22 protein-coding genes and 1 pseudogene are annotated in these 20,283 nt (G+C 67.8%); 13 read left to right on the plus strand and 10 right to left on the minus strand.

Going from position 1 to position 20,283, the window contains the following annotated elements; all coding sequences use genetic code 11:
• The first annotated feature begins 5 nt into the window (after positions 1–5).
• The 5 genes from EA796_RS03065 to ubiM all read left to right on the plus strand — a co-directional run bounded on the left by EA796_RS03065 (position 6) and on the right by ubiM (position 5,254).
• Positions 6–1,262 (plus strand): high-affinity branched-chain amino acid ABC transporter permease LivM, encoded by a 1,257-nt coding sequence (locus EA796_RS03065; protein ID WP_122107486.1) that lies wholly within the window; start codon positions 6–8, stop codon positions 1,260–1,262.
• The gene (gene livG, locus EA796_RS03070; RefSeq protein ID WP_021442916.1) at positions 1,259–2,026 is read left to right on the plus strand and encodes a high-affinity branched-chain amino acid ABC transporter ATP-binding protein LivG; all 768 of its coding nucleotides are present in this window, start codon (positions 1,259–1,261) and stop codon (positions 2,024–2,026) included. Before EA796_RS03065 ends, livG begins: the two co-directional genes overlap by 4 nt.
• Positions 2,027–2,028: 2 nt before the next feature.
• On the plus strand, positions 2,029–2,730 hold the full coding sequence (locus tag EA796_RS03075; RefSeq protein ID WP_021442915.1) for an ABC transporter ATP-binding protein: 702 nt from the start codon (positions 2,029–2,031) through the stop codon (positions 2,728–2,730).
• A gap of 202 nt (positions 2,731–2,932) precedes the next feature.
• The gene (locus EA796_RS03080; RefSeq protein ID WP_256679070.1) at positions 2,933–3,799 is read left to right on the plus strand and encodes a DUF6279 family lipoprotein; all 867 of its coding nucleotides are present in this window, start codon (positions 2,933–2,935) and stop codon (positions 3,797–3,799) included.
• 282 nt (positions 3,800–4,081) lie between these two features.
• Positions 4,082–5,254 carry a 5-demethoxyubiquinol-8 5-hydroxylase UbiM gene (gene ubiM, locus EA796_RS03085; RefSeq protein WP_122107487.1) on the plus strand — a complete coding sequence of 391 codons (1,173 nt, stop codon included), beginning with the start codon at positions 4,082–4,084 and terminating at the stop codon, positions 5,252–5,254.
• A 7-nt stretch (positions 5,255–5,261) separates the two neighbouring features.
• On the opposite strand, the gene EA796_RS03090 is transcribed toward ubiM, so the two are convergent.
• Together EA796_RS03090 and EA796_RS03095 are read right to left on the minus strand one after the other, a co-directional pair.
• The gene (locus EA796_RS03090) at positions 5,262–5,915 is read right to left on the minus strand and encodes a TIGR04211 family SH3 domain-containing protein (RefSeq protein WP_122107488.1); all 654 of its coding nucleotides are present in this window, start codon (positions 5,913–5,915) and stop codon (positions 5,262–5,264) included.
• A 225-nt stretch (positions 5,916–6,140) separates the two neighbouring features.
• Positions 6,141–6,542: a hypothetical protein gene (locus tag EA796_RS03095; protein WP_021441952.1), complete on the minus strand. Its 402-nt coding sequence runs from the start codon at positions 6,540–6,542 to the stop codon at positions 6,141–6,143.
• 211 nt (positions 6,543–6,753) lie between these two features.
• Here EA796_RS03095 and EA796_RS03100 point away from each other — a divergent pair, with 211 nt between their 5' ends.
• On the plus strand, positions 6,754–7,431 hold the full coding sequence (locus tag EA796_RS03100; RefSeq protein WP_122107489.1) for a DUF4197 domain-containing protein: 678 nt from the start codon (positions 6,754–6,756) through the stop codon (positions 7,429–7,431).
• A 67-nt stretch (positions 7,432–7,498) separates the two neighbouring features.
• Here EA796_RS03100 and EA796_RS03105 read toward each other — a convergent pair whose 3' ends face one another.
• The 4 genes and pseudogenes from EA796_RS03105 to acs all read right to left on the minus strand — a co-directional run bounded on the left by EA796_RS03105 (position 7,499) and on the right by acs (position 12,334).
• Positions 7,499–8,278 (minus strand): EAL domain-containing protein, encoded by a 780-nt coding sequence (locus EA796_RS03105; RefSeq protein ID WP_021441949.1) that lies wholly within the window; start codon positions 8,276–8,278, stop codon positions 7,499–7,501.
• Positions 8,279–8,425: 147 nt separating this feature from the next.
• A complete protein-coding gene (locus EA796_RS23615; RefSeq protein WP_371921453.1) occupies positions 8,426–9,289 on the minus strand; it encodes a methyl-accepting chemotaxis protein in 864 nt (287 codons plus the stop codon).
• Positions 9,281–10,186 (minus strand): annotated as a pseudogene (locus tag EA796_RS23620) (CHASE3 domain-containing protein); the annotation flags it as partial. The pseudogene EA796_RS23620 and the gene EA796_RS23615, both read right to left, overlap by 9 nt.
• Before the next feature lie 186 nt (positions 10,187–10,372).
• Complete coding sequence (acs, locus tag EA796_RS03115; protein ID WP_031302567.1) at positions 10,373–12,334, minus strand: acetate--CoA ligase; 1,962 nt, start codon at positions 12,332–12,334, stop codon at positions 10,373–10,375.
• Between the two features lie 339 nt (positions 12,335–12,673).
• On the opposite strand from acs, the gene EA796_RS03120 reads away from it, so the two are divergent.
• Entirely contained in the window at positions 12,674–13,234 is a 561-nt protein-coding gene (locus EA796_RS03120) for a nucleoside deaminase (RefSeq protein WP_122107491.1), read from the plus strand.
• A 43-nt stretch (positions 13,235–13,277) separates the two neighbouring features.
• Here EA796_RS03120 and EA796_RS03125 read toward each other — a convergent pair whose 3' ends face one another.
• Positions 13,278–13,715: an HIT family protein gene (locus EA796_RS03125; protein WP_021441945.1), complete on the minus strand. Its 438-nt coding sequence runs from the start codon at positions 13,713–13,715 to the stop codon at positions 13,278–13,280.
• A 297-nt stretch (positions 13,716–14,012) separates the two neighbouring features.
• Here EA796_RS03125 and EA796_RS03130 point away from each other — a divergent pair, with 297 nt between their 5' ends.
• The 4 genes from EA796_RS03130 to EA796_RS03145 all read left to right on the plus strand — a co-directional run bounded on the left by EA796_RS03130 (position 14,013) and on the right by EA796_RS03145 (position 17,324).
• Positions 14,013–14,717: a glutathione S-transferase N-terminal domain-containing protein gene (locus EA796_RS03130; protein WP_122107492.1), complete on the plus strand. Its 705-nt coding sequence runs from the start codon at positions 14,013–14,015 to the stop codon at positions 14,715–14,717.
• Positions 14,718–14,828: 111 nt separating this feature from the next.
• A complete protein-coding gene (locus EA796_RS03135) occupies positions 14,829–16,055 on the plus strand; it encodes an MFS transporter (protein ID WP_122107493.1) in 1,227 nt (408 codons plus the stop codon).
• Between the two features lie 66 nt (positions 16,056–16,121).
• The gene (locus EA796_RS03140) at positions 16,122–16,679 is read left to right on the plus strand and encodes a hypothetical protein (protein ID WP_122107494.1); all 558 of its coding nucleotides are present in this window, start codon (positions 16,122–16,124) and stop codon (positions 16,677–16,679) included.
• A gap of 177 nt (positions 16,680–16,856) precedes the next feature.
• The gene (locus tag EA796_RS03145) at positions 16,857–17,324 is read left to right on the plus strand and encodes a hypothetical protein (protein WP_122107495.1); all 468 of its coding nucleotides are present in this window, start codon (positions 16,857–16,859) and stop codon (positions 17,322–17,324) included.
• Positions 17,325–17,390: 66 nt separating this feature from the next.
• Here EA796_RS03145 and EA796_RS03150 read toward each other — a convergent pair whose 3' ends face one another.
• Positions 17,391–17,810, minus strand: a complete 420-nt coding sequence (locus EA796_RS03150; RefSeq protein ID WP_122107496.1) for a helix-turn-helix domain-containing protein — start codon at positions 17,808–17,810, stop codon at positions 17,391–17,393.
• Positions 17,811–17,892: 82 nt separating this feature from the next.
• On the opposite strand from EA796_RS03150, the gene EA796_RS03155 reads away from it, so the two are divergent.
• Together EA796_RS03155 and EA796_RS03160 are read left to right on the plus strand one after the other, a co-directional pair.
• Positions 17,893–18,390: a DUF2938 domain-containing protein gene (locus EA796_RS03155; protein ID WP_122107497.1), complete on the plus strand. Its 498-nt coding sequence runs from the start codon at positions 17,893–17,895 to the stop codon at positions 18,388–18,390.
• Positions 18,391–18,452: 62 nt separating this feature from the next.
• Positions 18,453–18,680 (plus strand): DUF2798 domain-containing protein, encoded by a 228-nt coding sequence (locus tag EA796_RS03160; RefSeq protein WP_021444438.1) that lies wholly within the window; start codon positions 18,453–18,455, stop codon positions 18,678–18,680.
• 89 nt (positions 18,681–18,769) lie between these two features.
• Here EA796_RS03160 and EA796_RS03165 read toward each other — a convergent pair whose 3' ends face one another.
• Positions 18,770–19,570 carry an ABC transporter substrate-binding protein gene (locus tag EA796_RS03165; RefSeq protein ID WP_256679071.1) on the minus strand — a complete coding sequence of 267 codons (801 nt, stop codon included), beginning with the start codon at positions 19,568–19,570 and terminating at the stop codon, positions 18,770–18,772.
• Positions 19,571–19,720: 150 nt separating this feature from the next.
• Complete coding sequence (locus tag EA796_RS03170) at positions 19,721–20,254, minus strand: DUF3087 domain-containing protein (RefSeq protein WP_122107498.1); 534 nt, start codon at positions 20,252–20,254, stop codon at positions 19,721–19,723.
• Positions 20,255–20,283: the final 29 nt, after the last annotated feature.

The raw sequence follows: 20,283 nt of genomic DNA on the forward strand, positions 1-20,283 counted from the left end.
CCTCCATGAGCAATCGCCTAAAGACCGCCTTCTTCAGCGCCCTGCTGGTGCTGGCCGTGGCCTACCCGGTGCTCGGCCTGAAGCTGACCACCGTCGGCATCAAGCTGCAGGTGCAGGGTGCCAGCCCGGCCGTGCTGTGGACCATCGCCGGTTGCGCCATCGCCATGTTCTTCTGGCAACTGTTCCGCACCCAGCTCGGCGCCGCCTGGGCCCACGCGCCCAAGCTGCCGAGCATGCCGAGCAAGGCGAGCAACTTCCTCACCCTGCCCTCGACCCAGCGCTGGGCGATCATGGGCCTGATCCTGGTCGCCCTGGCCTGGCCGTTCTTCGGTTCGCGCGGCGCGGTGGACATCGCCACGCTGATCCTGATCTACGTGATGCTCGGCCTCGGCCTGAACATCGTGGTGGGTCTGGCCGGTCTGCTCGACCTGGGTTACGTCGGCTTCTACGCCGTCGGCGCCTACAGCTACGCGCTGCTGTCGCACTACTACGGCCTGGGCTTCTGGGTGTGCCTGCCGATCGCCGGCCTGATGGCGGCGTTCTTCGGCTTCATCCTCGGCTTCCCTGTGCTGCGCCTGCGCGGCGACTACCTGGCCATCGTCACCCTGGGCTTCGGCGAGATCATCCGTCTGCTGCTGCGCAACATGACCGAGCTCACCGGCGGCCCCAACGGCATCAGCGGCATCGACAAGCCGACCCTGTTCGGCCTGTCCTTCGACCGCCGCGCCGCCGAGGGCATGCAGACCTTCCACGAGTACTTCGGCATCGCCTACAACTCGGTGAACAAGGTGATCTTCCTCTACCTGATCGCCCTGCTGCTGGTGCTGCTGACCCTGTTCGTGATCAACCGTCTGCTGCGCATGCCGATCGGCCGCGCCTGGGAAGCGCTGCGTGAGGACGAGATCGCCTGCCGCGCGCTGGGCATGAACCCCACCGTGATCAAGCTCTCGGCCTTCACCATCGGCGCCAGCTTCGCCGGTTTCGCCGGCAGCTTCTTCGCCGCGCGCCAGGGCCTGGTGTCGCCGGAGTCGTTCACCTTCATCGAGTCGGCGATCATCCTCGCCATCGTGGTGCTCGGCGGCATGGGTTCGCAGTTGGGGATCATCCTCGCGGCCATCGTCATGATCCTGCTGCCGGAACTGGCGCGGGAGTTCAACGAATACCGCATGCTGATGTTCGGCGCCCTGATGGTGCTGATGATGATCTGGCGTCCGCAGGGCCTGTTGCCCATGCAGCGTCCCCACCTGGAGTTGAAGCAATGAGCCGCGCGATTCTCGAAGTAAGCGGCCTCACCATGCGCTTCGGCGGCCTGCTGGCCGTCAACGAGGTGGGCCTGAGCGTCAAGGAAAAACAGGTGGTCTCCATGATCGGCCCGAACGGCGCCGGCAAGACCACGGTGTTCAACTGCCTGACCGGTTTCTACCAGCCCACCGGCGGCAGCATCCGCCTCGACGGCGAGCAGATCGAGGGCCTGCCGGGCCACAAGATCGCGCGCAAGGGCGTGGTACGCACCTTCCAGAACGTGCGTCTGTTCAAGGACATGACCGCGGTGGAGAACCTGCTGGTGGCGCAGCACCGCCACCTCAACACCAACTACCTGTCCGGCCTGTTCAAGACCCCGGCGTTCCGCAAGAGCGAACGCGAGGCGATGGACTTCGCCGCGCACTGGCTGGAGCGGGTCAACCTCACCGAGTTCGCCAACCGCCCGGCCGGCACCCTGGCCTACGGTCAGCAGCGCCGCCTGGAAATCGCCCGCTGCATGATGACCCGCCCGCGCCTGCTGATGCTCGACGAGCCGGCCGCCGGTCTCAACCCGCGCGAAACCGAGGACCTCAAGCAGCTGATCGGCGTGCTGCGCGACGAGCACGGCGTCACCGTGCTGCTGATCGAGCACGACATGAAGCTGGTGATGAGCATTTCCGACCACATCTACGTGATCAACCAGGGCACCCCCCTGGCCGACGGTACGCCGGAGCAGATCCGCAACAATCCGGACGTGATCAAAGCCTACCTGGGGGAAGCCTAACCATGCTCAGTTTCAACAAGGTCTCCACCTTCTACGGCAAGATCCAGGCCCTGCACGAGGTCAGCATCGAGGTACAGAAAGGCGAGATCGTCACCCTGATCGGCGCCAACGGCGCCGGCAAGTCGACCCTGCTGATGACCCTGTGCGGCAGCCCGCGTGCCACCAGCGGCAGCATCCGCTACATGGGCGAGGAACTGGTCGGCATGGACACGCCGGACATCATGCGCAAGAGCATCGCGGTGGTGCCGGAGGGCCGCCGCGTGTTCGCCCGCCTGACCGTCGAGGAAAACCTGGCCATGGGCGGCTTCTTCGGCAGCAAGGGCGACAACCAGGAGCAGCTGGACAAGGTCCTGCAGCTGTTCCCGCGCCTGCAGGAACGCTTCGCCCAGCGCGCCGGCACCATGAGCGGCGGCGAGCAGCAGATGCTCGCCATCGGCCGTGCGCTGATGAGCAAGCCCAAGCTGCTGCTGCTCGACGAACCGTCGCTGGGTCTGGCGCCGATCATCATCCAGCAGATCTTCGACATCATCGAACAGCTGCGCAAAGACGGCGTGACCATCTTCCTGGTCGAGCAGAACGCCAACCAGGCGCTGAAGCTGGCCGACCGCGGCTATGTGCTGGAGAACGGCCATATCGTCATGCAGGGCAGCGGCAGCGACCTGCTCAGCGATCCCAAGGTACGCGACGCCTACCTCGGCGGCTGAACCCGGCCGATGCAAGCGGAACCGCCCTTCGGGGCGGTTTTTTTATCTGTAGGGAGCGCCCTGCGCCGCAACGCGGGCGATGAATGGCCGGGGCGCGACACACCCTAGGAAACGCTGAACTCTTAAGCGGATATTTCCGCCCTCTTGCGCCCTGCCCGTCTGGCATTAGGCTCAAGGTCTCCGCCCTCGAGAGAGCACGCTCATGTCGCTGCGCAAGCCCCTGCTTCTGCTGCTGGCCTTGGCCCTGCTGCTCGGCGCCTGCAGCCGGGTCGACCTGGCCTACCGCAATCTGGACTGGCTGATCCCGTGGAAGCTGGACGACTACCTGGCGCTCGACGAGCAGCAGCGCGCCTGGCTCAAGCCGCAAGTGCAGCAGCACCTGGCCTGGCATTGCCGCGTCGAGCTGCCGCGCTACCTCGACTGGCTGGAGGCCAACCAGGCGCTGCTGGACGCCCCCGACAGCGAGGCGCTGGCCGCGCAACTGCAGGCCTTCGACCAGGCCCTGCAGCGCATCGCCGTGGAAATCACCCCGAGCAGCGTGCAGCTGCTGCGTGGCCTGAGCCCGCGCCAGGTCGAGCAGCTGTTCGAGGCGCTGGACAAGCAGAACGCCAAGCTGCGCGAAGAATTTGTCGAACCGCCGCTGCCGCAGCAGATCGCCCAACGCGCCGAGCGCATGAACCAGCGCCTGCAGCCCTGGTTCGGCGACTTGAGCGCCACGCAGAGCGCCCGCGTCGAGGCCTGGGCCGCCAGCCTGGGGGCGCAGAACCGGGTCTGGCTGGACAACCGCCTGGCCTGGCAGCAGGCGCTACGCGAAACCCTCGAGGTGCGTCGCGGCGAGGCGTTCGAGGCGCGCATGCGCGCGCTGCTGCAACAGCGCGAAAGCTTCCATACCCAGGCCTACCAGGCCAGCTATGCGACCAGTCGCCAGGCGCTGGTCGACCTGTTCGCCGACCTGCTCGCCCAGGCCGACGAGCCCCAGCTCAGCCGCCTGCGGCAGCGCCTGAACGGCCTGCACGCCGACCTGGCGAAGCAGCAGTGTCAGGCAAACCGGGCAGTCGCCAATCGCTGACAAGGCCTGGGGTGGGCAACGCGCAGCTTGCCCTGCAGCGCCATGACCCCGGCAAGGGAATGTGGAAACGCTGCGCGATTTTCCACAGCACGTCCTCCGGGGAGCCCGTGCGTACTGATTGAGCGACATACCCACAAGGGGCGGCCTGCGGGTTCGCCTTCGGATCACGGGCTAGGATTTCGCTATGGCGCAAACCGCCGCTCGGCATGACCCGGGACAATATTTGCCGCCACGCCCCCGCCTAGACTCACTCGCTCCCGAATCCGCACGGAGCGCAGCAGCATGATCTTCGATGTCGCCATCATCGGCGCCGGCCCGGCCGGTTTGTGCCTGGCCCGCGCCCTGTCCGGCCAGGGCCTGGCCGTCGTGGTGCTGGAGCGCCAGGCCGAGCAGGCGCTGGCAGCGCCGGCCTTCGACGGTCGCGAGATCGCTCTGACCCGGGCCTCGCAGGCGCTGCTCGAACGCCTCGGCCTGTGGGCGCGCCTGCCGGCCGAGGCCATCGCCGAGCTGCGCGACGCCCAGGTGTTCGACGGCCCCTCGCTGTTCGCCCTGCAGATCCGCGCCGAGCAGGCCGGCGCCGAGCGCCTCGGGCATCTGGTGGCCAACCAGGCGATCCGCCGGGCCGCCTACCAGGCCGTGGGCGAATGCGCCGATGTGCAATTGCGCTGTGAGGCGAGCGTGCGCGCCATCTGCCAGCGCGAACGCGAGGTGGAGCTGGTTCTTGAGGACGGTCAGTTACTGAAAACCCGTCTGCTGGTGGCCGCCGACAGCCGCTTCTCGGAGACCCGCCGCCAGCTCGGCATCGGCGCCCAGCTCAAGGACTTCGGCAAGAGCATGCTGGTGTGCCGCATGCAGCACGAGCGCGATCACCAGCAGGTGGCCTGGGAGTGGTTCGGCTACGGCCAGACCCTGGCCCTGCTGCCGCTCAATGGCCGCCAGTCGTCGGTGGTGTTGACCCTGCCGCCACGGCAGATCGAACGCCTGCAAGGGCTCGACGAGACGGCCTTCGCCCGGGAGATGGAACGGCGCTTCGAGCGCCGCCTGGGCACCATGCGGCTGGTCAGCAGCCGCCACGCCTACCCGCTGATCGGCGCCTACGCGCGGCGCATGGTGGGCCGGCGCTGCGCGCTGATCGGCGACGCCGCCGTGGGCATGCATCCGGTCACCGCGCATGGCTTCAACTTCGGCCTGGGCAGCGTGCAGCGGCTGAGCGAACTGCTGCTGGCCGCGCAGCACAAGCGCCAGGACCTCGGCGCGGGCGATCTGCTGGCGCGCTACGAACGCCGGCAGCGCCTGGCCACCTGGCCGCTGTACCAGGCCACCAATCTGCTGGTGGAGCTGTACACCGACGACCGCCTGCCCGTGCGCCTGCTGCGCGGCGCCGGGCTGCGCCTGGCGCAGGGGCTGCGGCCGTTGCAGAGCGGCATCGCCCGGCACCTGACGGCGCGCACCTGAGCCGGGCTCAGAACCACTGATCGTTGCGCTTGCGCTTGACCCGCAGCATGGTCGGCAGGATCAGCCCGAGCAGCAGCCCGGCGCCGGCGATGCCGCCGCCGTAGACCATGTAGCGCATCAGCACCTGCTGCTGCTCCTCGCCCAGCTGCGCCTGGGCATCGCGCAACTCGGCGCGGGCCGTGGTCAGCTCGCTGTCCAGCGCGCTGCGGGCCGCCTGCAGCTCGTCGATCAGTTGCTTGCGCGAGTCCAGGGTCTCCTGCATGCCCTGCACGCGGGCCTTCCAGGCGTCGTCGATGCCTTTCAGTTCGGCGGACAACTCGGCCACCTGCTGCTCCAGCTGCGGCAGGCGCTCGGCCTGGCCGGGCACGGCCTGCAGATCGCGGCTGGGAATCCACACGGCGTTGCCGTTCTCCGCGCGCACCTGGCTGTAATCGCCCTGGCTGCGCAGCAGCTCGACCTTCTGCCCGGAACTCAGCGTGCCGACGATGCGGTAACCGTCGGTCGGCCCGCTGCGCACGTAGGTGTTCAGGCTGTCGCTGACCCAGCGCGCATTGCCGGCCTCCTCGGCCTGCGCCACAGGGGCGAGCGCCAGCAGACCGCCGAACAGACAGGCGGCGAAGGGTCGAGTCGAGATAACGGGGAAATGACGGGATAGGGACATGGGCGATCTTCACGTGGCGACGAAAACGAAGCCCGCCGGGCGGGCGCGGTGCGAGGTCGGCCACAGGCAGCGCCATGGGCTGCAGCGGAGGTACCGGGGCCGCGCTGAGGAGGCCTTCAGCCAGCCGGCCAATGGCCACCCGCGCCGCCCCGGCGGGCCGACAGGAGAAAGACCGGGGCGAGCGCCGTGAGTTCACTCGCGCGCCTGGAGGCGAGACGGGTGGCCTCAGCTGTCGCGAAACAGATCGTGCGCATCGAGCAGGCGCCAGGCGATCTCCGGACGCTTCTCCAGGGCGCGGCGGATCGCCGCCGGGATCGCCTGGCGGGTCTTGCGGCACAGGCCCGGCTGCTCGTCGAAGCGAAAGCCGATGCCGCGCATGCTGCGCACCTCGCCATGGCCGGGAGCGATATGCAGGCCAATGCCGAGCTGCTCGAACATGCGCTGCTGCAAGCGCTCGAGTTCCTCCAGGCTCTGCAGGTTCTCCAGGCGCTCGAGCAGGCGCTGCTCCTCCTGACGGGTGAGCAGCAGGATGCGCGTGTCGGCGCCCGGCGCGTCCAGCAACTGTTCGCGCCGACAGTCGCAGACGCCCGCTGGGCAGGGATGACGAAGCGGTGGCAGGGAAGTCATGGGCTAGGATCATAGCCAGCCGCGAATGCCGTTGCCCACTGCCGCGTCGTGCAGGGCGATGGCCGGGCCAGGCAACCTCTTGCCGCCGCCGGGGTCTGAAGCCCTGATCCACCAAGGAGCGGCTGCGCATCCGCGTCGACGCCCTGCGTTGAGCAGGCCCTGCAGCAGCCGTTAAGCTGGCCCCACTCTCACCCGCACAAGGAAGACCACCATGCTTCGCCTCACCACAGTCGCCGCCGCCCTGCTGCTCTCGGCCAGCGCCTTCGCCCTGTCCCTCTCCGACCTGAGCCAGCAGGACGCCAGCGGCGGCCTCAAGGACGCGCTGATCCAGGGCGCCCAGGTGGCGGTCAAGCAGCTCGGCACGCCCGGCGGCTTCAGCGACAACCCGGACGTGCGCATCGAGCTGCCGGGCCACCTCGGCAAGGCCGCCAAGACCATGAAGATGATGGGCATGGGCGCCCAGGTCGAGAAGCTGGAGGCGAGCATGAACAAGGCCGCCGAAGCCGCCGTGCCGCAGGCCCAGGCGCTGCTGGTAGACGCCGTGAAGAAGATGACCCTGACCGATGCCAAGGCGATTCTCGCCGGCCCCGCAGACTCCGCCACCCAGTACCTGAACCAGAGCAGCCGCGAGCAGATCCGCGCCAAGTTCCTGCCCATCGTCAAGCAGGCCACCGACCAGGTCGGCCTGGCCCAGCAGTACAACGCCTTCGCTGGCCAGGCCGCGGCCTTCGGCGTGGTCGACGCCAAAAGCAGCACGGTGGAAGGTTACGTTACCGAGCAGGCGCTCAACGGCCTGTTCGAGATGATTGCCGTGCAGGAAGCGAACATCCGCCAGAACCCGGCCGGCGCCGCCACCAGCCTGGCGAAGAAGGTATTCGGCGCGCTCTGAGCCCCGCCTGCCGCGACAACGCCCCGCTCGGCCCCCGGCCGGCGGGGCGTTTTTCCTGGTGCCCAGCTCAGGGCCGGCTGAGCGCGCCGAGCTGCGGCCGGGCAAACAGGTAGCCCTGCATGTAGCGGATGCCCAGTTCGATCAGTGCGTCGCGCTCGCCGGCGCTTTCGATGCCTTCGGCGATGATGCGGATGCCCAGCCGCCGGGCCACCAGGACGATGCCGGCGACTATCGCCTGGCGCACCGGGTCCTGGTCGATGCCGCGGGTCAGCACCATGTCCAGCTTGAGGATATGCGGCTGGAAGGTGGCCAGCAGGTTGAGCCCGGAGTAGCCGGCGCCGAAGTCGTCGATGGCGGTGGTGAAGCCCTGCCGGCCGTACTCGGCGAAGATCCGCTTGAGGTGCTCGGCATCGTGGATCTGCTCGCCCTCGGTGACCTCGAACATCAGCCGCTCGCGGGGGAATTCGAAACGCCTGGCCGCCTCCAGCGTCGCGCGGATGCAGGTCTCGGCGCGGTACACCGCATTGGGCAGGAAGTTGATGCTGAGCAGGCAATCGGGAAGTTCGTGCAGGCCGAGACGAGCCGCCTGCTCGATGGCCTTGACCCGGCAGGCCTGGTCGAAGCGATAGCGGTTGCCATCGTTGACCCGCCCGAGAATCTCCCCCGCCGACTCGCCGTTGACGCCGCGCACCAGTGCCTCGTAGGCGAAGGGTCGCCGCTCCTCGACATCCAGAATCAGCTGAAAGGCCATGGTGAAGTCGAACCCCAGCGCCTCTGGGTTGCGGCACTCGGCGCAGCCGAGCGGGCGAAAGGGTTGGGGGAAGAAACTCCGGCTGTCACTGTTCATGGGAGCATCCTGGTCAGGGGCGAAGACCACCGTTGGCGCGGGCCCGTCGCGGGAGCCCGGCACTTCGTAACTGACAAAAGCGCAACGCCTCGGCTCAGGCGGCGAACCGCCGCGGCCGACGGACGAAGGATAGCCTGCTCCGCGCCATCAGAGCCGGAAGGAGGCCACCTGTTTTTCCAGGGACAGCGCCAGCTGCTGAAGGGCCTGCGCAGTACGCGAGGTGTCCGCCACCGCTTCGCTGTTCTGCTGCGACATCTGCGCGATGCGCTCGACATTGCGCGCCACGTCCTGGCTGGCCACGGTCTGTTCGCGCAGCGCCAGGGAAATCTGGTCGACCACGCCGACCACGCGCCCCGAAGCTTCGCGGATGCTGACGATGGCGTTGCCGGCCTGGCTGGCCTGCTCCACTCCGCTGCTGACCTGCTGCACGCCGACCTCCATGTTGCCCACCGCATTGCGCGTGCCGTTCTGGATCTTCTTGATCATTTCGGCGATCTCCTGGGTGGAATTGGCCGTGCGTTGCGCCAGCAGGCGCACCTCGTCGGCCACCACGGCGAAACCGCGCCCCTGCTCGCCGGCCCGTGCCGCCTCGATGGCCGCGTTGAGCGCCAGCAGGTTGGTCTGGTCGGCGATCTCCTTGATCACGTTGACGATGGAGGAAATCTGGTCCGAGTGCTGGCCCAGCTCGCCGATCTGCGCGGCCGCGCCCTGCACGGTGTCGGCGATGCGCTGCATGCTCGACAGGGTGTGCTGGATCACCGTACCGCCTTCCGACGACTGCCGACCCGACTCGCTGGACAGGCTGTGGGCCTCGTTGGCGTTGTCGGCGACATGGTTGATGCTGACGGTCAGCTCCTCCACCGTGGCGGCCATGCTGGACGCCGCGTGGGACTGCTCCTGAGTGGACACCGACAGCTGGCTGGCGGCGCTGGAGATGTTCTGTGCGGCGCCGACCAGCTGCTCGGCGCCGCTGCGGATCTGCCCGATCATCTCGCGCAGGCGCTCCTGCATGGTGGCGAAGGCGTCCAGCAGCACGCCGATCTCGTCGCGGCCGGCGCGCTCGATGCGCGTATCGAGACGCCCCTCGGCGATGCTGCGCGCCACGTCGACGACCGGCTGCAGACGTCCGGCGATGCTGCGTGACAGGGCGAAGGCGACGCTGATGGCGAGCACCGCGGCAATCAGCCCGCCGCTCAGCAGAATTGCCAGCGACGACGACTTGGCCGCCTGCATGGCGAGGTTGCGCTGGGCGAGCAGACCGTTCTCCTCGGCCTGCAGATCGGCCAGCAGCTGGCGCATGGCGTCCATCTTGGCCTTGTCGCGCCCCGCGCTGATCTGCGCGATGACCGCCTCCATCGACTGCGCACCGGCCACCACCTGGCGGCGTAGCTCGACATTGCCGTGGATGTCCTCGCGCTCCCACTGATCGTGCAGGGCCTGCAACTGGCTCAGGCGCTGCTGCTGCTTGGGGTTGTCGGCGGTCAGACGGCGCAGTTGCGCGAGGTGTTGCTGAAAGCTGCGCTCGCCCTCGTTCAGCGGAGCGAGAAACTGCTCGCCGCCGGTGATGGCGAAACCGCGCATGCCGGTCTCGATATTGATCAGGCTGGTCAGCAGCGAGGCCGACGCGTTGAGCACATCGTAGGTGTGGATATTGCGCTTGACCGAGCTGTCGACCTCGGCGAAACCGCGCCAGGTCGACAACACCAGAATCAGGATGATCAGCAGGACGACGCCGAAACCCGCATACAGCTTCTGGGAAATGCTGAGATTGGCAAACATGGAGACCTCTGAGTCGCAAGGGGCAGACAGTGCGCCGGGGCTGACGGCCCTCGGCGATGCTCGGAGCGCCGGCAGGAAAAGGCACCGGTGGCGATGGCCAGCGCAAAATGGCATAGCGCCATTATGCATATCGATACAATAATTGTACAAGACATTATCTATGTACAACTTAGCCCTTGCCTATCGCGCTCCCTGGCAAGTCCGCACCAAGCCTTCGCCGCCCCTGCAAAAACCGTCGGCGAAGGTGAACCCCGCCCAAAACGAAAGCCCCGCCGGGCTTGTGGCCGGGCGGGGCTTTCGGGTTGCCGTTGCCGATCAGGCGCAGGCGGCTTGCATCTGCCGATGCGTGTCGATGAGGTGCTGCACCACGCCGGGATCGGCCAGCGTGGAGATGTCGCCGAGAGCATCGTATTCGGCGGTGGCGATCTTGCGCAGGATACGGCGCATGATCTTGCCCGAGCGGGTCTTGGGCAGGCCCGGCGCCCACTGGATCACGTCCGGGGTGGCGATCGGGCCGATTTCCTTGCGCACCCAGTTGCGCAGCTCCTGACGCAGCTGCTCGCTGGCCTCCTCGCCGGCGTTGAGGGTGACGTAGACGTAGATGCCCTGGCCCTTGATGTCGTGCGGCACGCCGACCACGGCGGCCTCGGCGACTTTCGGGTGGGCGACCATGGCGCTTTCCACCTCGGCGGTGCCCATGCGGTGCCCCGAGACGTTGAGCACGTCGTCGACCCGGCCGGTGATCCACCAGTAGCCGTCCTCGTCGCGGCGCGCGCCGTCACCGGTGAAGTACATGCCCTTGAAGGTGTTGAAGTAGGTGTCGACGAAGCGGTCGTGGTCGCCGTACAGGGTGCGCGCCTGACCCGGCCAGGAGTCGATGATCACCAGGTTGCCTTCGGCCGGCCCTTCGATGATGTTGCCCAGGTTGTCCACCAGAGCCGGCTGCACGCCGAAGAACGGCCGCGCGGCGGAGCCCGGCTTCATCGCGTGGGCACCCGGCAGCGGGGTCATCAGGCAGGCGCCGGTTTCAGTCTGCCACCAGGTGTCGACGATCGGGCAGCGGCTCTGGCCGACGTTCTCGTAGTACCAGTGCCAGGCCTCGGGGTTGATCGGCTCGCCGACCGAACCGAGCAGGCGCAGGCTGGAGCCGTCGGCGCCGGCCACGGCGGCCTTGCCCTCGGCCATCATGGCGCGGATCGCGGTCGGCGCGGTGTAGAGGATGTTGACCTTATGCTTGTCGACGATCTTCGCCACGCGGGTGACGTCCGGGTAGTTCGGCACGCCCTCGAACATCAGGGTGGTGGCGCCGTTGGCCAGCGGGCCGTAGATCAGGTAAGTGTGGCCGGTGACCCAGCCGATGTCGGCGGTGCACCAGAACACCTCGCCCGGGCGGTAGTCGAACACCCGCTCGTGGGTCAGCGAGGCATACACCAGGTAGCCACCGGTGGTGTGCAGCACGCCCTTGGGCTTGCCGGTGGAGCCGGAGGTATAGAGGATGAACAGCGGCTCCTCGGCGCCCATTTCCTTCGGCGCGCAGACGCTGCCGGCGACCTTCATCAGGTCTTCGTACCAGATGTCGCGATGCTGGTTCCACTTGATCGCCGAGCCGGTGCGCTTGGCCACGATGACCTTCTGCACGCTGTGGGTTTCCGGGTTGGTCAGCGCGTCGTCGACGTTGGCTTTCAGCGGCACCTTCTTGCCGCCGCGCACGCCTTCGTCGGCGGTGATCACCACCTTCGACTTGCAGTCGATGATGCGCCCGGCCAGGGCCTCCGGCGAGAAGCCGCCGAACACCACCGAGTGGATGGCGCCGATGCGTGCGCAGGCCAGCATGGCCACCGCCGCCTCGGGGATCATCGGCATGTAGATGGTCACCACGTCGCCGCGGTGCACGTCCTGGCCGCGCAGGGCGTTGGCGAACTTGCACACCTGCTCGTGCAGCTGGCGGTAGGTGATTTCCTGGTGCTCGGCCGGGTCGTCGCCTTCCCAGATGATCGCCACCTGATCGCCCCGCTCTTCCAGGTGACGGTCCAGGCAGTTGTAGGAGACGTTGAGGGTGCCGTCGGCGAACCACTTGATGTCGACGTGGTGATCGTCGAAGGAGGTCTGCTTGACCTTGGTGTAGGGCTTGATCCAGTCGAGGCGTTTGCCCTGCTCGCGCCAGAAACCGTCGGGGTTGACCACCGACTGTTGGTACATGGCCTTGTAGGTGGCCTCGTCGGTCAGGGTCCTGGCGGCCGCTTCCGGGCTCACGGGATAAAGAGACGCAGCACTCATGGATATACCTCGATGGCGAGTTGTTTTTTTATGCTGCCTTTTGTATCCCCCGACCCTTCGTGTGGCCATTCGACCATGGTCTTACCGCTCTAAGACCATGGTCTTGAGCGGCTTTCCCGGCATTCTTCGGCGACAAAAAAAGGGCGACCAGAAGGTCGCCCGCCCATTCAAGACATTCCGGGAGAGGAATGTAGAAACGCTTGCACCCAAACCACGCAGGATCGGGACGGACGCAGTGTCGCCGTCTTCGCCCCCAGGCGCCTATTGCACCATGGTCGTAGGGCAGCGCCGGCGGCGCGAGCGGTCATACTGTCTATCGTCCCATCCCGGAAGGCTGCGATGAAGCCCGAGCACCTTGCCCTGCTGCAGCAGGCGCCAGCGGTTACCCGTGCCGAAGATACCTGGGCCAGGCTGTGCTGCGAGCAGGCGCTGCTGGCATTGGAAGAAGGCTGTTACGCGGTCGGTGCAGTGCTGGTCGATGACGCCGGTGAACTGCTGTGCAGCGGCCGCAATCAGGTGTTCGCCGGGCATTACGCCAGCGCCGCGCATGCCGAGATGCAGGTGCTCGATCAGCTCGAAGCCGAGCACCCGCAGCTCGACCGCAGCGGCCTGACCCTCTACGTCAGCCTCGAGCCCTGCCTGATGTGCCATGGCCGCATCCTGCTGGCCGGCATCCGCCACGTGCGCTACCTGGCGCGCGACCGTGACGGCGGCTTCGCCGCCCATCCACCGCGCCTGCCGCCGGCCTGGGCCAATCTGGCCTCGCGCCTGTCGGCGGCCCAAGCCGAGGTCGATCCCTACTGGAGCGAGCTGGCCAAGCGGGCGGTCGAGCAGTTGCAGGACCGGCAGGCGTTGCGGAATCGAGTGGTCGCGGCCTGGCGCGGCGGCCAGATGGATTGACGCGCCGCGCTGTCGCGACGCAGGGCGCGCGGCACCCCTACGATTAACCCCGCAGACGCTTGACCAGCCGTGCCTGCAGCGCTTCCAGCTCAGCCGGATCGGCCTTGTTCGCCGCATGGATGCCCAGTTGCTCGCCGGGGAAGCGCGGGATCACGTGCATATGGATATGGAACACCGTCTGCCCGGCCGGCGCGCCGTTGAACTGCGCCACCTGCACCCCGGCCGGCTCCAGCTCCTCGACCAGGGCGCGGGTGAGCTTCTGCACCACGGCCATCACCTTGGCCAGGCTGGCCTCGTCGATCTCGAGGATATTGCGCGCGGCGGCGCGCTTGGGAATCACCAGGCTGTGGCCGTAGGACTGCGGGAACAGGTCGAGGAAGGCCAGCACCTCGTCGTCTTCGTACAGCTTGTAGCAGGGCGCTTCGCCGCGAATGATCTGGGCGAAGATGTTCTGGGGATCGTAGGTACCGTGCAGACTCATGCCGATGGGCTCCGTGCCGGGTGGAGGAAAGCTCGCACCATACCGCCTAGCCCGCTCCCAGGAAACCGGCGCTTCACCGCCGTATGGCTCGCGTCCCCATGTCCCGCCTCGCCGGCGCTTAGGAAACCGGCGGTTGACCGGCGCAACGCTGGCGCCCATACCCGGCCCGAGCATCGGGAACCTGCCGGCATCGCCCGGGTCGATGGGCATTAGCAGCAGGATCGATTTCCCTCGCCCGCACCCTGCGTGTTCTGATCGCCCGCATCCCGTCGCCGTCCCATCCGCCATGGAGTTCACATGACCGACCTCGCCCAGTTCCCCATCACCCGCAAATGGCCCGCCCAGCACCCCGAGCGCCTGCAGCTCTACTCGCTGCCCACGCCCAACGGGGTCAAGGTGTCGATCATGCTGGAGGAAACCGGCCTGGCCTATGAGCCGCATCTGGTCAGCTTCGACAGCAACGACCAGTTCAGCGAAGCGTTTCTCTCGCTCAACCCGAACAACAAGATTCCCGCCATCCTCGACCCCGTTGGTCCGAACGGCGAGCCGCTGGCATTGTTCGAGTCCGGCGCCATCCTGCTCTACCTGGCGGAGAAGACCGGCCAGCTGCTGCCGCAGGCTGCCGGTGCGCGCTATCAGGCGATCCAGTGGCTGATGTGGCAGATGGGCGGCGTCGGCCCGATGTTCGGCCAGCTCGGCTTCTTCCACCGCTTCGCCGGCCGCGACTACGAGGACAAGCGTCCGCGCGACCGCTACGTGGCGGAGAGCAAGCGCCTGCTCGGCGTGCTCGACCAGCACCTCGAAGGCCGCGACTGGATCATGGGCAGCGAATACAGCATCGCCGATATCGCCACCTTTCCCTGGATACGCAACCTGGTGGGCTTCTACGAGGCCGGCGAGCTGGTCGAGTTCGAGCGCTTCGCCAACGTGCGCCGCGTGCTCGAGGCCTTCCTCGCCCGCCCCGCCGTACAGCGCGGCCTGAAGATCCCCGCGCGCGGCTGACGCTCCCCGAGTTCGACGAAAGCGCCGATCTAGAGCCATTGCCAATCCCCCGACGCGCTGTCGGGGGCCTATAATGCGCCGGCCGTTTGCCCTCCCCGCCCAAGGTTATTCATGAACGACCACGCCGCCACCGCCGCGACCAACCTGTCGCCTGGCGCGATCCTTCTCATTCAACTCGCCCTGGCCCTCGGCGGCTTCGCCATCGGCACCGGCGAATTCGCCATCATGGGCCTGATGCCCAACGTCGCCGCCGACCTGGGCATCAGCGAGCCGCAGGTCGGCCACGTGATCAGCGCCTACGCCCTCGGCGTGGTGGTCGGCGCGCCGATCCTCGCACTGCTCGGTGCGCGCCTGCCCAGGCGCATCCTGCTGTTGCTGCTGATGGGCTGCTTCGCCCTCGGCAACTTCGCCAGCGCCCTGGCCCCGGACTACCTGTCGCTGATGCTGTTCCGCTTCGTCGCCGGCCTGCCGCATGGCGCCTACTTCGGCATCGCCATGCTGGTGGCGGCGAACATGGCGCCGCCGCACAAGCGGGCCAAGGCGGTGAGCCGGGTGCTGGCCGGTCTCACCGTCGCCATCCTGATCGGCAACCCGCTGGCCACCTGGCTCGGCCAGGGCCTGAGCTGGCGTTACGCCTTCGCCCTGGTCGGGGTGATCGCCATCACCACCATCGCCATGGTGGCGATCTTCCTGCCGACCGATCGCAACGAGCAACGCTCCAGCCCGATCGGCGAGCTGCGTGCCTTCAACCGCGCGCCGATCTGGCTGGCCATGGCCATCGGTTCGATCGGCTTCGCCGGGATGTTCTGCGTGTTCGCCTACATGGCGCCCACCCTGCTGCAGGTGACCGGCGTGCAACCGGGCTGGATTCCGCTGGCGATGGCGCTCTTCGGCGCCGGCTGCATCGTCGGCAACAGCGCCGGCGGCTGGCTGTTCGACCGCCTGCGCTTCAAGGCGGTGGCCTGGATCCTGCTGTGGAGCGCGCTGGTGCTGCTGTTGATGCCGCTGGCAGCGCAATCGGTGTGGAGCGTGGCCCCGGCGATCTTCGCCCTGGGCACCATGATCGCCCTCGGCCCGGCGCTGCAGACCCACCTGATGGACGTGGCCACCGGCGCGCAGACCCTGGCCGCGGCCTCCAACCACGCCGCCTTCAACATCGCCAACGCCCTCGGCCCCTGGCTCGGCGGCCTGGCCATCGGCGCCGGCCTGGGCTGGACGGTCACCGGCTATATCGGCGCGGCCACCGCCGTGCTCGGCCTCGGCCTGTTCGCCTGGGCCTGGCATGTGCAGCGGGCGCAGCGGGTCGCGACGGCGCCCGCCGAGCCGGCGGCGAGCTAGCACGGCGCGCCAGCGGCAGGTATCTTCTGTCGCCAACGCCAACCGCCCTTGCCCATCGAGTCGCCCTTGAATCCGCGCCTGCTTCGCCCCCTCCTCCTCTGCAGCCTCGCCCTCGCCGCGCTCGGCGCGCAGGCCCGGGTCGAGGTCGAGGCGCGGGACGGCCTGCTGGCGGCGAAGATTTCCGAAGAGATCGCCCCCGGCGACTACGAGAAACTGCTGCAGGGCCTGCGTGCCCATCCGGGCAGCTACAGCCGCAAGATCGTCCTGCTCGACAGCATCGGTGGCAGCGCCCCGGAGGCGATGCGCATGGGCCGCCTGCTGCGCGAGACCGGCTTCGAGGCGCTGGTGCCGTCCGATGGGGTCTGCCAGGGCAGCTGCGTCTACCTGCTGGCGGCCGGCAAGCGCAAGATCGTCAAGGGTCACGTCGCCCTGCGTCGCCCGCCCTTCGCCGCCGGCGACTCGGCCCAGGCGCAGGCCGCCCACGGCAGTCAGCCGTTCAGCCCGGCCGCTTACTTGCGCGAGATGGGTGTCGATATCGGCCTGGCCGAAGACATCTACCGCGCCGCCCCCGGCCAGTTGCGCCTGCTGAGCAGGGACGACCTGGCGCGCTACAGGTTGCACTGAGGCGCCCAAAACCACTGCCGCCCAGGCAGGGAGACCACTCGCCCCGCTCCAGCAGCGACGGGACAGGCGAGGCGCACTGCCGCATATCGCCACGCCGGGAGCAACGCGCGGACAGCGACTAGGCTGCATGACGGGCCCATGCCCTGTCTCCGCTCCCCCTACAAGGAGGTACCCGCGATGGTTTCAGCCCTGATTCAGAACGTCGCCCTCAACAACCATTCGCCGGCCGGCGGCATGCTGCCCTACCACCAGAACTGCGTGGCCATGGCCTTCTCCCGCACCCTCGGCATCGGCGTCAACGCGGCGGTCAACCTGTTCATCGCCAGGGGTTGGGTGGGCAACGCCAGCGCCCTGCAGTACGACAACGCCATCGCCACCATCGTCGCGCAGCTGCCGCTGGCCAACGTCGCTCTGGACGAGTCCTGGCTGTCGCTCAAGCCCCGCCTCAGCACGCTGGCGGATGGCCGCTACTTCGCCGTCAACTCGGGGGCCAACAACTTCGGCGGCACCGGCATCGGCCATGCCTTCGCCATCGTCAAGCACGGCAGTTGGGGCACCGCCGCCAACAACTCGGAGAAAACCGACAGCAACTACGGCAGCAACATCGCCGGCTCGAGCAAGATCAGCCTGTGGGGGCCGGCCTAGGCTGGCCCCGCTACGCCCAGGCCCTGCGCGCCGGGGTCATGGCTGCGACGCAGCGCAGGCAACGCACTAGCGTGCTTTCTTCCTACCGGTCTTGCGCGCATGGGCGCCGGCGGCAGCAGCCTTGAGCAGGCGCTGGAAGGTCGGGCAGTCGGCGTGGCTCGGCGCCGGGCAGGCCGCGGCATGCCGCAGACCCCGGCTCATGGCGCGCAGACGCTTGATGCTGGCGTCTATCTCGTCGGCCTTGGCCAACAGCGCCTGGCGATCGATTTGCGGCTCGCCATGGCTGGTCAACATGTTGCGGATCTCGTCCAGGCTGAACCCGGCGGACTGGCCGAGGGAGATCAGCGCCAGCTGATCCAATACCTGCGCGGCGAAACGGCGCCGCTCGCCCTGCCGGTTGAGCACCCGCAGCAAGCCCTTCTCCTCGTAGAAACGCAGCGTCGATGCTGGCAGACCGGAACGCCTGGCGACTTCGGCGATATCCATGCACACCCCTTGACTTCAAGTTCACTTGAACTTGTAGCCTCACATCGAAGCCAGTAATGGTCAACCCGAGTGAGGCCCCAAAATGAACCCGTTACTGCACGATCTCTTGCCGATATTCGCCATAGGCGCCGGCGCCACCCTGGTGATGGACGCCTGGTTGCTGCTCCTGCGGCGCCTGGGCATCGCCACCCTGAGTTTCGCCCTGGTCGGTCGCTGGGTCGGCCACCTGCTGCGCGGCCGGGTCCGTCACGCCGCCATCGCCAGGACGGCGCCGGTTCGCGGCGAACTGGCGCTGGGCTGGCTCGTCCACTACGCCACCGGCATCTTCTTCGCCGCCCTGCTGCTGGTTCTCACCGGTCCGGGCTGGGCTGCGCGTCCCTCACTACTGCCGGCCCTGGCGCTGGGCCTGGTCACCGTGGCCGTGCCGCTGCTGCTGATCCAGCCGGCGATGGGCGCCGGCATCGTTTCGCGCCACACGCCGACGCCGCTGAAGAACTGCCTGAAAAGCCTGGCCACCCATGGCGTGTTCGGCCTCGGCCTGTACCTGAGCGCCAGTCTGCTGGCCGCACTGCCGGCCTGAGCCACACCTTCGCCCCAACCCCGCCGAGCCTGCGTGCCGGCACCACCACTGGAGAACATTCGATGATTTCGCCGAAATACGCCCCCCTGCTGTTCGCCCTGATCCTTTCCGGCCTGATGTCGCTGCTGGTCTCGGGCATCGCCACCCTGCGCGCCACGGGACTGGCGCCGCAGTTCGCAACACTCTGGCTGAGCGCCTGGCTGACGGCCTGGCTGTTCGCCTTCCCTACCGTGCTGCTGGTGGCGCCGCTGACCCAGAGGCTGGTCAGGGTGCTGGTGACCAGCAAATAGCCGGTTGCGCCCGGGAGGGTCGGCGCCAGATGTCGTGATCGCCCTTATCGGGCCATGCCCGACAGTGCAGCGCCGATGGCCGCGCGCACTCAGGGGCCCAGGTAGCGCTGTTCGATGCGGGTGTAGCTGCCGTCCTCCACCAGCCTGCGCAGGACGGCGGCGTAGTTCTGCACGAACTCGGGCTGCACGCTCTTCCTGCTGAAGGCCACCTCCGCCGCGTCGCTGGACACCACCACGGCGGTCGGGCGGATATGCTCGCTCAGCCCCAGGCTCTGCAGTTCGAAACGACCAGAGTGTTCGTCGGCGATCAGGCCGTCGATACGTCGGCGGGCGACCATCTGCCAGAGGTTCAGACGAGTGGCGCTGAGCACCACGCGGCTGGCGAAGGCCTCGTCGGCCATCAGCGTCTGGTAGTCCGCCCCGTAGGACACGCCGATCTGCGCGCCGAGGCGCAGCGGCGTGTCGCGCAGTTGCAGCAGGTTATCCAGCGGCCAGCGCTGCGCCGCATCGCGGCGCAGGAAGAGGATATTGCGCGACGGCTCGAGAATGACGCCGGAGAAGTGCGCGTAGGCCTCGCGTTCCGGCTTGCGGAAGGCGCCGGGCAGGACGTCGAGGCGGCCCTGCTCCAGCTCCAGCAGCGCCCTGGCCCAGGGCAGGCGTACCAGGCGCGCCTGGCAGCCCAGGCGGGCGAACACCGCGCGATTGAGGTCGATATAGATGCCGCCGACCGAGCCGTCCTCCAGCTCCATGCTGAAGGGCGGGTCGTGATCCCAGCGCAGCGACAGTTCGCAGTTCGCCCCGGCCAGCCCCGGCAACAGCGTAAGCAGCAGCAGGAAGCGGCGCAGGGCGCCTGGGCGAGCCAGCGGGGGACGAACTGCAGATAGCGTCAAAGGCGACTCTCGGGACTACAGGGGGACCGATATGCCCGAGTCTAGGGAAAGCGCGGGTGGATGGCAAAGCGCCACGGCCAGCGCGTGCGACAACGCCGACGAGACGTCGTCGCGTCAGGCTGAACCTGGGGTTAACGCCAGTAGCAGCTCTTAGCGCGTGGCCGCAAAGCCCTTTACCCGCTCCAGCCAGGCCGGATCGAGGCGGTTCTGCTCCAGTTCCAGCCCCTGCGCCTGCATGGCTTCGCGGTGCGCGTCGATCTCGCGCACCATCTGGCTCAGCTCGCTGGAGTTGCCGTCGAGCTGGTGCATCTGGGTCAGACCCAGGTGATAGAAGCGCAGCAGCTTCATCGCGCTGGCGTCGCCCTGGGCCACGCCGGCTTTTACGTGGTGCATGACATTGGTCACGCGCATCAGGCTGCGCTTGAGCCTCCAGCCGTATGCAGCCGCCGTCATCAAGGGCCGCGACCACAGCTGTAGGCGCACCAAGGCGACGGTCAGGCCCAGGCCGGCCAGCACGCCGAGCAGATTCCAGCGGAAATTGTCGCCGCCGGGCGTGCCGAACAGCTGGGTGCTGGCGGTGGCGCAGAGCATGGCCAGCGTCAGGAAGATGACCGCGATCAGCAGCGTGCTGCGGCGGGTCTGCTGGCGGTAGTGCTCGGGATCGATGGGGGTGATTTCGAACATGACTGACAACTCTCGACTGTGATTGGGCG

It is taken from the genome of Pseudomonas sp. AOB-7 (assembly GCF_003696305.1).
Classification (GTDB): Bacteria; Pseudomonadota; Gammaproteobacteria; order Pseudomonadales; family Pseudomonadaceae; genus Aquipseudomonas.

What these genes read in the sequence shown, in the direction of transcription:
- EA796_RS03065 (WP_122107486.1), top strand. Translation starts at nt 6, where the DNA reads ATGAGCAATCGCCTAAAGACCGCCTTCTTCAGCGCCCTGCTGGTGCTG.
- livG (WP_021442916.1), top strand. Translation starts at nt 1,259, where the DNA reads ATGAGCCGCGCGATTCTCGAAGTAAGCGGCCTCACCATGCGCTTCGGC.
- EA796_RS03075 (WP_021442915.1), top strand. Translation starts at nt 2,029, where the DNA reads ATGCTCAGTTTCAACAAGGTCTCCACCTTCTACGGCAAGATCCAGGCC.
- EA796_RS03080 (WP_256679070.1), top strand. Translation starts at nt 2,933, where the DNA reads ATGTCGCTGCGCAAGCCCCTGCTTCTGCTGCTGGCCTTGGCCCTGCTG.
- ubiM (WP_122107487.1), top strand. Translation starts at nt 4,082, where the DNA reads ATGATCTTCGATGTCGCCATCATCGGCGCCGGCCCGGCCGGTTTGTGC.
- EA796_RS03090 (WP_122107488.1), bottom strand. Translation starts at nt 5,915, where the DNA reads ATGTCCCTATCCCGTCATTTCCCCGTTATCTCGACTCGACCCTTCGCC.
- EA796_RS03095 (WP_021441952.1), bottom strand. Translation starts at nt 6,542, where the DNA reads ATGACTTCCCTGCCACCGCTTCGTCATCCCTGCCCAGCGGGCGTCTGC.
- EA796_RS03100 (WP_122107489.1), top strand. Translation starts at nt 6,754, where the DNA reads ATGCTTCGCCTCACCACAGTCGCCGCCGCCCTGCTGCTCTCGGCCAGC.
- EA796_RS03105 (WP_021441949.1), bottom strand. Translation starts at nt 8,278, where the DNA reads ATGAACAGTGACAGCCGGAGTTTCTTCCCCCAACCCTTTCGCCCGCTC.
- EA796_RS23615 (WP_371921453.1), bottom strand. Translation starts at nt 9,289, where the DNA reads ATGCAGGAGCGCCTGCGCGAGATGATCGGGCAGATCCGCAGCGGCGCC.
- acs (WP_031302567.1), bottom strand. Translation starts at nt 12,334, where the DNA reads ATGAGTGCTGCGTCTCTTTATCCCGTGAGCCCGGAAGCGGCCGCCAGG.
- EA796_RS03120 (WP_122107491.1), top strand. Translation starts at nt 12,674, where the DNA reads ATGAAGCCCGAGCACCTTGCCCTGCTGCAGCAGGCGCCAGCGGTTACC.
- EA796_RS03125 (WP_021441945.1), bottom strand. Translation starts at nt 13,715, where the DNA reads ATGAGTCTGCACGGTACCTACGATCCCCAGAACATCTTCGCCCAGATC.
- EA796_RS03130 (WP_122107492.1), top strand. Translation starts at nt 14,013, where the DNA reads ATGACCGACCTCGCCCAGTTCCCCATCACCCGCAAATGGCCCGCCCAG.
- EA796_RS03135 (WP_122107493.1), top strand. Translation starts at nt 14,829, where the DNA reads ATGAACGACCACGCCGCCACCGCCGCGACCAACCTGTCGCCTGGCGCG.
- EA796_RS03145 (WP_122107495.1), top strand. Translation starts at nt 16,857, where the DNA reads ATGGTTTCAGCCCTGATTCAGAACGTCGCCCTCAACAACCATTCGCCG.
- EA796_RS03150 (WP_122107496.1), bottom strand. Translation starts at nt 17,810, where the DNA reads ATGGATATCGCCGAAGTCGCCAGGCGTTCCGGTCTGCCAGCATCGACG.
- EA796_RS03155 (WP_122107497.1), top strand. Translation starts at nt 17,893, where the DNA reads ATGAACCCGTTACTGCACGATCTCTTGCCGATATTCGCCATAGGCGCC.
- EA796_RS03160 (WP_021444438.1), top strand. Translation starts at nt 18,453, where the DNA reads ATGATTTCGCCGAAATACGCCCCCCTGCTGTTCGCCCTGATCCTTTCC.
- EA796_RS03170 (WP_122107498.1), bottom strand. Translation starts at nt 20,254, where the DNA reads ATGTTCGAAATCACCCCCATCGATCCCGAGCACTACCGCCAGCAGACC.